The 14692-nt window shown below is 30.6% G+C and carries 15 protein-coding genes; 12 read left to right on the top strand and 3 right to left on the bottom strand.

All coding sequences use genetic code 11. From position 1 onward, the window contains the following. Positions 1-114 precede the first annotated feature (114 nt). Entirely contained in the window at positions 115-606 is a 492-nt protein-coding gene (locus tag FBF15_RS04730; protein ID WP_002873326.1) for a hypothetical protein, read from the top strand. On the opposite strand, the gene FBF15_RS04725 is transcribed toward FBF15_RS04730, so the two are convergent. Both FBF15_RS04725 and rsmH read right to left on the bottom strand, forming a co-directional pair. Next, positions 594-1532 carry a hypothetical protein gene (locus tag FBF15_RS04725; protein ID WP_002873325.1) on the bottom strand — a complete coding sequence of 313 codons (939 nt, stop codon included), beginning with the start codon at positions 1530-1532 and terminating at the stop codon, positions 594-596. The genes FBF15_RS04730 and FBF15_RS04725 overlap by 13 nt on opposite strands. Further along, the gene (gene rsmH / locus FBF15_RS04720; protein WP_072233191.1) at positions 1532-2470 is read right to left on the bottom strand and encodes a 16S rRNA (cytosine(1402)-N(4))-methyltransferase RsmH; all 939 of its coding nucleotides are present in this window, start codon (positions 2468-2470) and stop codon (positions 1532-1534) included. Before rsmH ends, FBF15_RS04725 begins: the two co-directional genes overlap by 1 nt. 158 nt (positions 2471-2628) lie before the next feature. On the opposite strand from rsmH, the gene FBF15_RS04715 reads away from it, so the two are divergent. The 5 genes from FBF15_RS04715 (at position 2629) to flgG (ending at position 8420) form a co-directional block, all read left to right on the top strand. Beyond that, a complete protein-coding gene (locus FBF15_RS04715; RefSeq protein WP_052773631.1) occupies positions 2629-4119 on the top strand; it encodes a peptidylprolyl isomerase in 1491 nt (496 codons plus the stop codon). Then, the gene (ftsA, locus tag FBF15_RS04710) at positions 4116-5504 is read left to right on the top strand and encodes a cell division protein FtsA (protein WP_002859607.1); all 1389 of its coding nucleotides are present in this window, start codon (positions 4116-4118) and stop codon (positions 5502-5504) included. The genes FBF15_RS04715 and ftsA overlap by 4 nt, the downstream gene beginning before the upstream one ends. Before the next feature lie 15 nt (positions 5505-5519). Continuing rightward, entirely contained in the window at positions 5520-6632 is a 1113-nt protein-coding gene (gene ftsZ, locus FBF15_RS04705; protein WP_002852071.1) for a cell division protein FtsZ, read from the top strand. 155 nt (positions 6633-6787) lie between these two features. Beyond that, positions 6788-7600 (top strand): flagellar hook-basal body protein, encoded by an 813-nt coding sequence (locus FBF15_RS04700; protein ID WP_038817127.1) that lies wholly within the window; start codon positions 6788-6790, stop codon positions 7598-7600. Positions 7601-7628: 28 nt separating this feature from the next. Next, positions 7629-8420, top strand: a complete 792-nt coding sequence (flgG, locus tag FBF15_RS04695) for a flagellar basal-body rod protein FlgG (protein WP_002852142.1) — start codon at positions 7629-7631, stop codon at positions 8418-8420. Positions 8421-8485: 65 nt separating this feature from the next. Here flgG and glnA read toward each other — a convergent pair whose 3' ends face one another. Beyond that, the gene (gene glnA / locus FBF15_RS04690) at positions 8486-9916 is read right to left on the bottom strand and encodes a type I glutamate--ammonia ligase (RefSeq protein WP_002874880.1); all 1431 of its coding nucleotides are present in this window, start codon (positions 9914-9916) and stop codon (positions 8486-8488) included. Between the two features lie 202 nt (positions 9917-10118). Here glnA and FBF15_RS04685 point away from each other — a divergent pair, with 202 nt between their 5' ends. Genes FBF15_RS04685 through FBF15_RS04660 form a run of 6 tightly spaced genes read left to right on the top strand, consistent with a single transcriptional unit; the run spans position 10119 to position 14692 of the window. Continuing rightward, complete coding sequence (locus FBF15_RS04685; protein ID WP_002867858.1) at positions 10119-10814, top strand: hypothetical protein; 696 nt, start codon at positions 10119-10121, stop codon at positions 10812-10814. Further along, complete coding sequence (locus FBF15_RS04680; RefSeq protein WP_002867857.1) at positions 10811-12064, top strand: peptidase U32 family protein; 1254 nt, start codon at positions 10811-10813, stop codon at positions 12062-12064. Before FBF15_RS04685 ends, FBF15_RS04680 begins: the two co-directional genes overlap by 4 nt. Beyond that, positions 12065-12559, top strand: coding sequence for a 5-(carboxyamino)imidazole ribonucleotide mutase (gene purE / locus FBF15_RS04675; protein WP_002852194.1), 495 nt, complete (start codon positions 12065-12067; stop codon positions 12557-12559). Positions 12560-12568: 9 nt separating this feature from the next. Beyond that, complete coding sequence (locus FBF15_RS04670) at positions 12569-13105, top strand: DUF3972 domain-containing protein (RefSeq protein WP_165434587.1); 537 nt, start codon at positions 12569-12571, stop codon at positions 13103-13105. Between the two features lie 11 nt (positions 13106-13116). Next, positions 13117-13980: a glycine--tRNA ligase subunit alpha gene (gene glyQ, locus FBF15_RS04665; RefSeq protein WP_052803886.1), complete on the top strand. Its 864-nt coding sequence runs from the start codon at positions 13117-13119 to the stop codon at positions 13978-13980. Further along, positions 13967-14692 (top strand): Nif3-like dinuclear metal center hexameric protein, encoded by a 726-nt coding sequence (locus FBF15_RS04660; RefSeq protein ID WP_052803885.1) that lies wholly within the window; start codon positions 13967-13969, stop codon positions 14690-14692. Before glyQ ends, FBF15_RS04660 begins: the two co-directional genes overlap by 14 nt.

The raw sequence follows: 14692 nt of genomic DNA, 5'->3' as shown, positions 1-14692 counted from the left end.
ATTTTAAATTATATCTAAAAAATTTAAAGACTTGTGCTTATTTATGAAAATGATTTTTTAGTTGGAATTAATTTTCTTTGGATAAAATTTTAATTAAAAAATAAAGCGTGGATTATGAAAAAATTTAAAGAATTTAGCCTTCGTTTTTTATTTAAAGTATCAGAGCAACCTGTTCTTATAAGAGATTTATTAGAGGCAAATGCACTTTTTAACGATGGAATGCTTGTAGATCCTTCTAAGCTAAATTTTAATTTCAAAATTCTAAATTCTTATATTTATTTTGGTGTTTTTTGCGCTGTGATTTTATTGCCATTGCTTTTGATTACTCATTATTTTTTAACAAAGCTTGACTTTCATATAAGCATAGTGAGCGCTGTTATGGTTACTGCTTGTGTATTTATAGGATATGATATTTTTAAAGTTTATATTCGCAAAATAATCTCAAAAAAAATAATACAAAAAGCCTGGGCTTTACACTTTCCTTATTTTGCTTATGAAAAGTACTCTACAATGGCGGGTGAATTTTATAAAGAAGCTTTAAAAGAAGAAATTCCAAAAGCAAATTTAGAGCAGTATGTTTTAGATAAGATTATTCATTCTAAATAATCTAAAATTTGATTTTGGAATCGCATATTTTCAAGTCTTCTTTTTAAGTCTTTATTTTCCTCGTTTAAAACACTTTCTTCTGTTCTTAATGTAGCAATCTCTCTACTAAGATAATAAATTTGATTTCTAATATAAATTTGTGGGGCAAATAAAAATAATGCAAAACTAACAAGTAAAGCTGCAAAAAGAAGATGATTGAAGTTTAGGTTTCTATCTTCTTTGGTAGCATTAGAGAAGCCTTCTAGTAAAATATTTTTTGCCTTTTGAGCATCTTCATCATTTTGTTGTTTTTTTTGAGCTTGATTAGATGGTTTTGGAAGTTCTTGTTTATTTTCTTGTGGTGTTATTTTTTTTTGTAAATTTTCTAAACTTTTCTTGATATTAGGTTGATTTTTAACATCTAGTTTTTTTTCTATAATTAGAGGTTTTTGTATTTTAGTTTCTGTTTTTTGAATTTTTTCTATAGAATTTGTAAGTTCCTTTTTTTCTTGTTTTGTTTGAGTGGTAGCTTGATTGCTTTTTGTTTGAATTTGCGTTTTGGTTTGGATATTTTTTATTTCGTTTGCTTTTTTTCTGCTAAATAAAAAATTTTTTTTAGTTTTTTTATTTTCTTCTTTTCTTCTTTCTTTCATTTTGGAAAAAATTTTTTTAGCAAGAGATTGCTTTTCTTCTAATTTAACATTGATTAGATCTTCTTTTAAATATATATTTGATTTTTTAGCATGTTTTGACTCATACTCTTCATCAAGTTCTTCTAAGAATTTATTAGGAGTCTTTTTTTTAAAACGACGTCTTAAAATATCATCGCTAGAAATTTCATCTCTTAAATCATCATCAAGCGGTTTGCCTTGATTTATGGCGCGAGAAAATTTCAGCATTTTTTGGCGTATGTTTTGGCGTTCTTTTATAAAATCATCTTCTAGCATTATTTATTGTCCAAATTATTAAAATAAAAAGCCCGCATTTTAGCACAACTAGAGCGAGAATTTTTTAAAAGTTCTTCCTTGCTTGCACTTATAGCTTTTTTGGTTATTATTTGCCCTAGGCTATGGTTATTTCCACATTCGCAACGCATTATTTTTTCATCACAAATGCAGTTTTTTGACCATTTTTTGAAAAATTTTTTTACTATTCTATCTTCTAAAGAATGAAAACTAATGATTGCTAAAATGCAATTTTTTGGTTTTAAATTTTCTAAATGCCCAAGAAAATCTTTAAGCACTTTAAGTTCTTGATTTACTTCTATTCTAATGGCTTGAAATGCTAAAGTAGCTTTGGAAATTTTTCTATGATTTTGTTTACCTTTTCCTATGATTTGATAAAGCTCTTTGGCACTTTTGATTGGATTTTTACTTCTTTCTAGGCAAATTTTTTCAGCAATAAAATGTGCATCATGTAATTCTCCATAATCTTTAAAAATGGAAGTTAATTGCTCTTTTGTATAAGTATTAATAATCTCATAAGCCGATATTTTGGAGTTTTGATTCATTCTCATATCCAAAAAGTCAGAATTTACACTAAAACCTCTTTCGTTATTATCAAGCTGAAATGAAGAAACTCCAATGTCTGCTAAAATACCTCTTAATTCTTCTTTTAGTGAAATTTTTTCTAAAACTTCACTAAAATTACTTTGCATAAAAGTTATCCTATTGCGAAAATCTTTAAGACGTTTTTTAGAAAATTCTAAAGCTTGTTGATCTTGATCACAAGCAATGAATTTAAGATCAGGATGATTTTTAAGCAAAGCTTCACTATGTCCGCCAAATCCTAAAGTGCAGTCTAAAAAATAACCTGTTTTAAGATTTTTAAAAATCTCTTGAACTTCATTAAGCAAAACTGGGATATGAGGAATTTCCAAAATCAATCCTAATAAATTTTTATAAACTATAATTATAACTAAATTTCATTGTAAAAATCATAAAATTTAAAGAACAAATATTTTTTGGTAAAAATTTTATAATTAAACTCCACTTAAACACTTCTACGATACAATATCTGGTTTAAATTTAATCAAGGAATGATATGCTTACTTGGATGCAACATCACAAAAAATATCTTGTTGTTACTATATGGGTTAGTACTATAGCTTTTGTTGGCGCTGGCTTTTTAGGTTGGGGTGCTTATGATTTTAATCTCAATAGAAGTTCGAGTGTTGCAACTGTAGGAAATGAAAAGATAGGTTTTAGCGAATTTGATACTAGATATAGACAAATTTTAAGTTATTATAATCAAATTAGCAATGGTGCTTTAACTCTAGAAAATGCTGAGCAACTAGGCATTAAAAATATAGCTTTAAGCTCTCTTGTTGAAGATAAGCTTTTGTTAAATTTTGCCAAAGATTTGGGTATTGGTGTAAACGAGAATGAAATTTTACAAAAACTTGCAAATACTAGAGAATTTCAAGATCCTACAGGGGATTTTAACAAAACAATTTATTATGAACTTTTAAATGCCAATAATTTAGCTCCAAAAGATTATGAAACACAACTTGCAAATGAAGTAATTACCGATAAACTTAATCAAATTTTTAATATTCCTAGCAAAGATGAGGAATTAAAAATGTTAGCTTCTAGTTATTTCATGCAAGATGCTTTAAGTATTGCAAAAATTGATTATGACAAAAAAAATATTAAGATTAACGAAGAGGATTTAAAAAAGCTTTGGAATGAACATAAAGAAGATTATAAAACTAAAAAAATATATGAAATTTCAACTTATTTTTTGCCAGTTAGCAATGAGAAAATTGACGACAAAGAATTAGAAAAATTTTATAATCAAGATGAAAATAAACTAAAATATAAAGATTTTGCAGGTAAAGTGATGGATTTTCAGTCTGCTAAAAATGAAGTTGCTAAAGATTACGCCTTAATGCAACTAAAGAATGTGGCTAATGCTAAATTTTTAGATTTAAAAAATGGGAAAGATAATTTTCAAAAAGATCAAAATATTAGTGAATCTGATGTTTATTATCCAATTGATCTTTTGAATAAAGCTAAAAATGGAGATGTTTTACGGCCAGCACCTTATAATAACGGATATATCATAGTTAAACTAAATAAAGTAGATCCTATAAGAAATAAAACTTTTGAAGAAGCTAGAGAAGAAGTTTTACCTATGTATTTAAGCGAACAAGCTAGAAAAAATTTAGAAGAAAAAGCTAAAAATAGTTTAGTAAATTTTAAAGGCGATGATATAGGCTTTGTAAGTCGAGATAGTTCTCGCGAGAGTGTAAAGGTTAGCGATAAAATATTAAACGATTCTGAATTTGCTTATTTTTTAATGAATGTATTTAATACTGATCAAAATAGTTCTTATGTGGTCATTAATGACAATAAAGCAATATTATATAAAATAAATAAACAAAAATTAGATATGAACTCCGATAAATTTGAACAATACAAAGCTATGCTTGAACAAAATTTGCAAAATTTAAAAGCAAATGAGCTTAAGCAAGAACTTGTTGATGAACTTAAAAAGATATATCCGATAAAAATTTATTATAAAGGGAATTGATTTTGAATATATTAGGAATTGACTTAGGCTCAACCCAGACTTGTGCCATTATTGCTCAAAAAGATGAAGATGGATTAAAAATTATTGGTTTTTCCAAGTCGAAAACCAACGGGGTTAAAAAAGGTGCCATTACCAATATAGAGCTTGCTTCTAAATCTATTGAAGAGGCTGTTAGAAGTGCTGAGATGATGAGCGGAGTTCATTATGATAGGGTTGTGGTGTCTATATCAGGTGCTTATACTAAAAGCGTTGATAGCATAGGTGTTGTTAATATTCCAAATCATGAAATAGGCATTAAAGAAATTCATCGTGCTGTAAGTACAGCTAAGCATACTGCCAATCTACCAAGTGGTTATGAAATTATCCATGTTTTGCCTTATAATTTTAAGGTTAATGATCTTGAACATGTTGATGATCCTTTGGGAATGAGTGGTAATCGTTTAGAAGTTTCAACCCATATAGTGATTTCACAAGAATCTCATATTAAAAATCTTAAGAAAGCAGTTGAATTAGCTGATTTAAGAGTGGATAATATAGTTCTTTCAGGATATGCTTCAGCTATAGCTTGTTTAGATGATAGCGAAAAGGAATTAGGTGCTGTTTTGATTGATATGGGTGGAGCGATTTGTGATATGGTTGTTCATACTGGAAATTCAATTAGATATAATGATTGTTTGCAAATTGGCTCGATTAATATCACCCAAGATTTATCAATGGCATTGCATACACCTTTAAAAGAAGCAGAAAAAATCAAGCTTAATTATGCAGCTCTTTCACAACAGCCTAATACCCTTATACAAATTCCTTCAATGGGTGATGAAAGAAAAGTTAATGAAGTTTCTTTGGATATTATTTCAAACGTAATTTATGCAAGAGCGGAAGAAACTTTGATGATTTTGGCAAAAATCTTAAGTGATAATCGTTATGCCAATGCTATAGGTGGCGGAGTTGTTTTAACAGGTGGAATGACTAAGTTAGCAGGTATTGATGAGCTAGCTCCTGCAACATTTGATAATCGCTCAGTTAGACTGGCTACTGCAAGAAAAGATTTGATTACTGGTTTTAGTGAAATTTTTAATGATCCTGAAAATACTTGTGCTATAGGACTTTGTTTATATGGAGCGGGATATTTTACGCCTTATGAACTTGATTCTAATGAAAAATTAAGATATAAAGGGGAAATTGAAAATTTTAATCGTCAAATTAAACAAGATATTGTTTTGCAAAAAGATACAGAAAGTGAAATAAAATCTGATTTTTTTGATGAAAATTTGCAAGAAAATGATACAATTGCAATACAAGAACAATTAGATTTTAAAGAGCCAAAAGAAAAAAAACCTAGTGTTTTTTCAAATATCTGGCATAAAATTATGAATCAATTTTAACAAGGAGAAATTTTTATGAGTGAATTTTTAGTAGAAGAAATGCAACATAATAAAGGTGCAAAAATTAAGGTTATAGGCTGCGGTGGCGGTGGCGGTAATATGATTAACCATATGGTTAAAATGGGATTAAATGATCTTGATTTAATTGCAGCGAATACTGATGCACAAGCTATTTCAATTTCATTAGCAAAAACTAAAATTCAACTTGGCGAGAAAAAAACTAAAGGTTTGGGCGCTGGTATGCTTCCTGAAGTAGGTGCAGAAAGTGCTAGAGAAAGTTTTGAAGAAATAAAAGCAAGTCTTAGTCAAAGTGATATTGTATTTATTGCTTCAGGTTTTGGTGGAGGTACTGGAACGGGTGCCACTCCAGTTATTGCACAAGCAGCTAAAGAGATTGGAGCTTTAACTGTTTCTGTTGTAACTATGCCTTTTGCATTCGAAGGAAAACAAAGAAAAAAACTTGCTGAAAGCGGTCTCCTTGAGCTTAAAAAAGAAAGTGATTCTATTCTTGTAATTCAAAATGAAAAATTATTGAGCATTATTGATAAAAAAGCAGGCATTAAAGATGCTTTTAGGTTGGTTGATGATATTTTAGCTCGTGCTGTAAAAGGTATGGTGTCTATCTTACTTGATAATGGAGATATTAATGTTGACTTTGCGGATGTAAGAACCATCATGAGTCATCGCGGACTCGCGCTTATGGGTGTTGGTAGTGCTAGCGGTGAAAATGCTATAGAAGAGGCTCTTTCAAACGCTATAGAATCTCCTTTGCTTGATGGAATGGATATTAAAGGTGCCAAGGGAGTTATTTTACATTTTAAAACAAGTTCTAATTGCTCTTTGTTTGAAATTTCGGCAGCAGCAAATAGTATACAAGAAATTGTTGATGAAAATGCTAAGATTATTTTTGGTTCTACCACAGATGATAGCATGGAAGATAGAGTTGAAGTAACTATTATTGCGACAGGGTTTGAAGATAAAGATACAGTAGCTAAAAAATCTACCGAAGAAGCTCAAGCTTCTAAGAAAAATCCTTATTTAAGTCTTAAAAAGGTAAGCGGTGGTTACGATGAAGAGATAATGGCGCAAATTGAAACACCAACTTTCTTGCGTCGTCAAATGGATTAAAATTGATTTTTAAAGCAAGATTGAGTCAAATCTTGCTTTTTATAGTTTAAAATTCTCTCCTAATAATCTTTCAAATATTTATTTTTCTTTGTTTTTAAAAGTTGGAACACTCTTTGCTTTTATAGTTATAAAATCTTAAATTTATAGGTGAAAATATGCAAAATGGATATTATCAAGCAACTGGCGGAATGGTAACTCAGTTTAATAAACTTGATGTGATTACTAATAATCTTGCCAATATCAATACAAGTGGATATAAAAGAGATGATGTGGTTATTGCAGATTTTAAAAGGATTTTTAAAGAAACTCAGGATGAGTTGCCTATAGAAAATCACACAAGAGATTCATCTCGTTTTGTAAATACTACAATAGATGGCATCCCGCAAGTTTCTCAAGAATATACGGATTTTAGCCTAGGTTCTTTAAAGGCCACAAACAATCCTTTGGATTTGGCAATGACTAGAGAAGATGCTTTTTATTTGGTTCAGACCAAAGATGGAGAAGTAAGATTAACTAAAGATGGAAATTTTCAACTTGATGATGAGGGTTATTTGGTAAATAAGCAAGGATACAAGGTATTAAGTAGTGATTATTTTAATAATCCTCAGAATGCTGGCATACGCATTCCTAATGGTGCTGTTCAAATTAGCGTTGATAAAAACGGAAGCATTGAAGTTGATGGAGCTCAAAATGCAATATTATTTGTAGCACAAGTAGATGATATAAGAGCTTTGCAAAAAGATGGGGATAATGTCTATAAAATAGATGATCTAACCCGTATTAGAGATTTGAAAAACTCCAATGCTATTCGCCAAGGTTTTTCTCAGGGATCAAATGTTAATCCAGTTACTGAAATGGTAGGACTGATTGAAGCAAACAGAATGGTAGAAATGTATCAAAAAGTTATGACAGCTCATATGGATGACTTAAATCAAGAAGCTATCAATAAGCTTGCAGCTGTTAAATAATTTAAAATAAAATAAAAAAGGATTCAAGATGATGAGATCACTTCATACTGCTGCTACAGGAATGGTAGCGCAGCAAACACAAATTGATGTTACTTCAAATAACATCGCCAATGTTAATACAGCAGGTTTTAAGAAAAGTCGTGCAGAATTTGCTGATCTTATGTATCAAGTTATGAAGTATGCAGGAACTTCAACTTCAGCTACTACTCTTTCTCCTTCGGGTATAGAAGTGGGTGTGGGTGTTCGTCCAACAGCGGTAACTAAAGTTTTTACTGAAGGAAATTTAAAATCAACAAGTACTGATGGTCTTGATATGGCTATTGCAGGTAATGGGTTTTTTCAAATACAACTTCCTGATGGCACTATAGGATATACTAGAAATGGGCAATTTACAAAAGATAATGAAGGTAATATTGTAAATTCAGATGGCTATAGACTTTTACCTGAAATGACAATACCTGAAGGCGCAACAGCAATTAATGTTGCTACAGATGGAACCGTTTCTGTAATGCTACCAGGGGAGCAACAAGAAACTCAAATTGGCCAAGTGGAGCTAGTTCAGTTTATAAATCCAGCGGGTCTTCATTCTATGGGTGATAATCTTTATCTCGAAACAGGAGCAAGTGGTGCACCTGTTGCGGGTATAGCAGGACAAGATGGGCTTGGAACAATAAGACATGGATTTATAGAACTTAGTAATGTTCAGCTTGTTGAAGAAATGACAGATCTTATCACAGGACAAAGAGCTTATGAAGCGGGTTCTAAGGCCATTACAACAAGTGATGATATGCTAGGAATTGTAAATCAGCTTAAGCGATAGTTGATATAAAATAAATAATTTTTAATTCTTTTTTGTTTAATGGCGTGTTAAACGCCATTAAATTTTTAGCAAGAGTAGCAAGTTTTAAATTCATAAGCAGTTGGACGAGCTTCTACTGGCCAAACTTGTGTTTCAAATTTTAAATGCTGATAGTCATCGATAAAAATATCGCTCATTACAGGTTTTAAATAAGAATTATGTCGGATTAAAGCTTCTAAACTTCCTCTTAGAGTATGTGGTAATTGCTCTATCCCTTTTTCACGTATTTCATCCAAAGTAAGATCAAATAAATTTTCATCCATAGGACCCACAGGAATGGTTTTATTTTTGATTCCATCAAGACCTGCCATTAAAAGACTAACAAAAGCTAAATAAGGATTAGCAGTGCTATCAGGGAAGCGAATTTCTATACGAGCTGAATTTTTGCCTATGCCATAAGGAACGCGACAACTTGCTGATCTGTTTTGACAAGAATAAGTTAAAATACAAGGAGCTTCAAAGCCAGGAACTATTCTTTTGTAAGAGTTGGAACTTGGATTTGTAAAAGCTGCAACACTTCTAGCATTTTTTAAAATTCCACCTATATAATTTATAGCAGTTTGACTAAGTCCACTGTATCCATCTTTATCGTAAAATAAATTTACTCCATTTTTCCATAAGCTCATATGAACATGCATACCATTGCCATTATCTCCGTATAAAGGTTTTGGCATAAAAGTGGCAGTTTTGCCATTTAAATGAGCTACCATTTTTACAACATATTTATAAATTTGAACATTGTCAGCTGCTTCTACAAGCGTGCCAAAATTTACTCCTATTTCAGCTTGTCCTTGTGCAACTTCATGATGATGAACAAAAGTTTTAAGACCTACTTTTTCAAGGGTTTGAACCATTTCAGAACGAATATCTACTAAAGAATCAATTGGCTGAACTGGAAAATATCCACCTTTGTTTCTTGGCCTGTGTCCAGTATTGTAGCTATCGGTAAATTCTCTATCATCATTCCACTCTCCTTCTTCGGTATCAACTTCATACTTAGAACAATGAGTAGTATCAACTATTTTTACACTATCAAAAACAAAGAATTCATTTTCTGGTCCAAAGTAAGCAGTATCAGCTATGCCACTATTTTTAAGGTGTTCCATTGCTTTTTTTGCTATGCTTCTTGGACATTTTTCATACATTTGTCCTTTGTAAATATCATACACATCACAAAATACTATGATAGTAGGATCAGCCGTAAAAGGATCTAAAAAAGCACTTTGAGCATCAGGTTTTAAAATCATATCTGATTTTTCTATAGGTTGCCATCCATGAATTGAGCTTCCATCAAATGGAATGCCAGTTTGAAATGTTTCTTCATTGATTGCATGAAGATTATAGGTAATATGATGCCAAGTTCCTATCATATCTGTAAAACGAAAATCAACAAAAAGCACTTCATTTTGTTTGCAAAATTTGAAAAAATCATCTATATTATTAACAAATTTTCCCATATTTTTACTCCTTTATGTAATTAAATTTATAAAATTATATCATAAAATTTTTAATTAAGATTTAATTAATATATTTTTTTTAATAAATTTAAAAATTTAATTTAAAAAGATTAAAAAATAAAAATTTATATTTTTGTTTTAGATAAAATTGATTATAATTTTGAGCAATTATTGAAAATCTAGATTTAAAAAAGGGAAAAAAATGACTCAAGAAGAGCTTGATGCTTTGATGAATGGTGATGTTGATCTTGATTCAGAGACAGAAGCAGAGGTAAAAACCGAAGAATCGAATACCGAAGAAGATGCTTTGATGTTAGAAGATGTCAAAATAGCTGATTACAAACCTAATCCTAGCGTGGTATGGCCACCACCCCCACCAAATCAGGAGCATAAAGTTGTACATCAGTTAGATGATGTTACAAAAGATAGCGAGCTTAAAGCAACGGAAATGATGGATAAGCTTGAAAGTATTAATAATTTTTTTGCGGATTCTGAAAGTTTACTCAAAGAGATAAATAAAGCAATAGAAAAAAATATTGATATTTTTTCTAAACTTAGTGAAAAATTTCCTAATGTGGAAAGTTTCAGTGAAGCTTTAGAATTAAACAATCAAGCTAAAAAAAGTTCTAAGGAGATTGTCGGAAATCTTCAAAGCGGACAAGATGAAGTGATGATGGCAATGGATGCAATGCAGTATCAAGATATACATCGTCAAAAAATCGAACGTGTTATTAATGTAATGCGTGCTTTAAGCCGTTATATGAGTTCCTTATTTGAAGGTAAAATTGATGATAAAAAACGTGTAAGTTCTGCAGTGCATATTGAAGGTGATAGTACTGCTGATGTTGTAAGTAATGATGATATAGAAGCTTTAATTGCAAGTTTAGGGCAAAAATGATCATTCCTGAAATAGTAGCTCCTGCAGGAAATTTCACAAAATTAAAAATTGCTTTAGCTTATGGCGCAGATGCGGTTTATGCGGGTGTGAATAATTTTTCTTTAAGATCACGCACTGCAAGAGAATTTAATTATGAAAGTTTTGAAGAAGCTATTAAATATACCCATAAGTGTGGTAAGAAAATTTATGTTACTTTAAATGGTTTTCATTTAAGCTCCCAAATTGAAGGTTTAAAAAGACATATTTTAAAATTGCGTGAGATGAAACCTGATGCTTTTATTGTAGCTTCTGTTGGAGCTATGCGTCTTGTTAAAGAACTTGCACCTGAAATTTCTTTACATGTTTCTACTCAGGCAAATATTTTAAATTATTTAGATGCTCAAGTTTATAAGGATATGGGTGCTAAAAGGGTTGTAATTGCCAGAGAATTAGGGCTTAAAGACGCTAAAGCTTTAAAGGAAAATTGTGATATTGAACTTGAAGCTTTTGTGCATGGTTCTATGTGTTTTGCTTATTCAGGGCGTTGTTTAATAAGCTCTGTGCAAAGTGGAAGAATGAGCAATCGTGGATCTTGTGCAAATGACTGTAGATTTAATTATGAGCTTTATGCTAAAAATCCAGAAAATGGCACTTTATTTCGCTTAGAAGAAGATGAAAATGGTACTCATGTGTTTAATTCTAAGGATTTAAATCTTTGTTCTTATATAGAAAAAATCATGCAAGAAAATTGTATCAGTGCTTTTAAAATAGAAGGGCGTACTAAAAGCGAATATTATGTTGCGCTTACAACAAGGACTTATAAAATGGCCATACAAGATGCTTTAGAGAGTAAATTTGAGTCAAGTAAGTATGAAAAAGAGATTACTACACTTAAAAATCGTGGTTTTACAGATGGTTATCTTGTTTCGCGTCCTTTAGAAAAAACCGACACGCAAAATCATAATACAAGCATAGAAGAAGGTTCTCATCAAGTGCATGCTATAAGCGAAGATGGAAGCTTTTTTAAATGTAAAGGGAAAATCGTTTTAAACACGCCTTATGAAATTTTAGCCCCTTTAGGCGATGTGATTCAAACTTGCGATAATGAACTAGGTAAAATTTATCAAAAAGAGGATAAATATTTTATAGAGTTTAAAAAACTCATTGCTAAAAACAATAAAGAATTTAGCGAAATTCATAGCGGCAATGAACATGAAATCCAATTACCAAATAAAATCAGTGCATTAAGTTTTTTAAGAAAGGAAATATAGATGAATTTTGTTTCTATTTTAATGGGAAGCAAGAGTGATTATGAGACTATGAAAGAGGCTGCTAAAACTTTAGAAAGTTTTGGGGTAAAGTATGAACTTATTATCTCATCAGCTCATCGTAGTCCAAAAAGAACAAAAGAGTATATTGCAAATGCTGAAGAAAAAGGTGTGAAAGTTTTTATAGCAGCAGCTGGAATGGCAGCGCATTTAGCTGGAGCTGTTGCAGCTTATACAACAAAACCTGTTTTGGGAGTGCCTATGTCAGGAAGCAATCTTGCAAGTATGGATTCTTTGTTTTCTACGGTGCAAATGCCTAGTGGAATTCCTGTAGGAACTTTAGCTATTGGTAAGGCTGGAGCAATCAATGCTGCTTATTTGGCTATGCAAATTTTAGCTATTTATGATGTTGATTTAGCACAAAAGCTTAAAGAAGATCGTCTTGAAAAAGAAAAAAAACTTGTATCTGATTCAAAAGAAGTAGAAGTTTTATTATAAGGGATAAAAATGCAAACCTATCTTGAACTTGAAGAATTTTGTAAACTTGTGCATTTAAATGAAGATGTGGTTAAAGGTATGATGGCTAATGGGGCTTTAAATTTTAAAGAAGAAGAGGGTAAAATTTACATCGAAGCTCATCAAGGTACTTTTAGTGTAGTACCTGGTTCTGCAAAATCTCAAACTGCAATGGTAAATTCAATGACTTTAGCAGGGGAAAGTTTTGTTGAAAAAACAATAGGAACTATTTTAAATTTACATGAAAAAGTTTTAGATGCTAAAGATGAAACACTTAAAGCATTAAAAAATGAGAATAAATTTTTAAAAGATGCTCTTTATTCTATGCAAGAACTTTATGATGAAGATAGAAAAACTATAGAAACCTTAAACAATGAGCTAAAACATGCGCGTGAAGAGATAGAATTTCTCAAGCGTAAATATAAATTAATGTGGAGTAAAACTGCAGAAATTTTTGGAGCTAAGACAGAGCCTGATTTGGAAATGAATAAAAAATTAGAAAAACCTATTGAAAATATGGAACAATAAAGAGAGATACAATGACTTTTTCACAAATGATACTTAATTTACAAAATTATTGGCAAGAGCAAGGTTGTGCGATTATGCAACCTTATGATATGCCAGCAGGTGCAGGAACCTTTCATCCAGCAACTTTTTTAAGAAGTTTAGGAAAAAAACCTTGGGCAGCTGCTTATGTGGCTCCAAGTAGAAGGCCTACTGATGGACGTTATGGTGAAAATCCTAATCGCTTAGGTGCTTATTATCAATTTCAAGTTTTAATTAAACCTAGTCCTGATAATATCCAAGAATTATATCTTAAAAGTCTTGAAAATTTAGGTTTTGATTTAAAAAGTCATGATATTCGTTTTGTTGAAGATAATTGGGAGAGTCCAAGTTTGGGTGCTTGGGGTTTAGGCTGGGAAGTATGGCTTGATGGTATGGAAGTCACTCAATTTACTTATTTTCAGCAAGTTGGTGGTATAGCGGTAGATTTAGTAAGTGCTGAAATTACCTATGGTCTTGAAAGAATAGCCATGTATCTTCAAAATGTTGATAATGTTTATGATATAGTTTGGAGTGAATTTAATGGAGAAAAAATTAAATACGCAGATGTGCATAAGCAAAGTGAATATGAATTTAGTAAATACAATTTTGAAATAAGTGATGTTAAAATCTTAAATGAGCAGTTTGAAAACTCTTACAAAGAATGTAAAAATGTTTTAGAACAAGGATTAGCTTTACCTGCTTATGATTATTGTATGCTTGCTGCACATACTTTTAATCTTTTAGATGCAAGAGGATCAATTTCTGTAGCACAAAGACAAGATTATATGTTAAAAATTCGTGAACTTTCAAAAAATTGTGCTGAAATTTATAAGAAAAATTTAAATGAAGCTGAGTGAAATTTATAATTTTTTAGATCAATTAAGTCCCTTTAATATCCAAGAATCATGGGATAATAGTGGAATTTTGCTTGGAGATAGGGATAACGAAATTTCAACTGTTTATTTAAGCTTAGATATTGATGAAAATATCATTAAAGAAGCGAGTGAAAATTCTTTAATTATCACACACCATCCTTTGATATTTAAAGGTTTAAAAGATTTATATGACAAGACTTATCCTAGAGCTTTTATTAAAGAAATGATTTGTAAAAATATTTCTTTAATCAGTATGCATACAAATTACGATTTAAGTCATTTAAATACTTATTTTACGGAAGAAATTTTAGGTTTTAAAATTTCTTTTAAAGACGAATTTTTAATTTATGTAGAAAATTCTATGTCTTTTGAAGCTTTGTGTGACTGGGTGAAAAAAAAGTTAAATTTGCAAATTTTACGTGTAAGTGATTGTGGTAAAAAAGACATTAAGTGTATTGCTATATGTACTGGAAGTGGTGGGGATTTAATTTCTAAAGTAGATGCGGATTGTTTTTTAAGTGGAGATTTTAAATATCATCAAGCTTTAGAGGCGCTTAGTAATCAAATCAGTCTTATTGATTTAGGTCATTTTGAAAGTGAGAGATATTTTTCTCAATGTTTAGCAAAAGACTTGAAAAATTTGCCGCTACAAGTTATAATAACAGTTTCAAAAAATCCATTTCAATATTTTTAA

It is taken from the genome of Campylobacter sp. CFSAN093233 (assembly GCF_011068165.1).
Taxonomy (GTDB): domain Bacteria; phylum Campylobacterota; class Campylobacteria; order Campylobacterales; family Campylobacteraceae; genus Campylobacter_D; species Campylobacter_D jejuni.
This window is presented reverse-complemented; position numbering and strand designations above follow the sequence as displayed.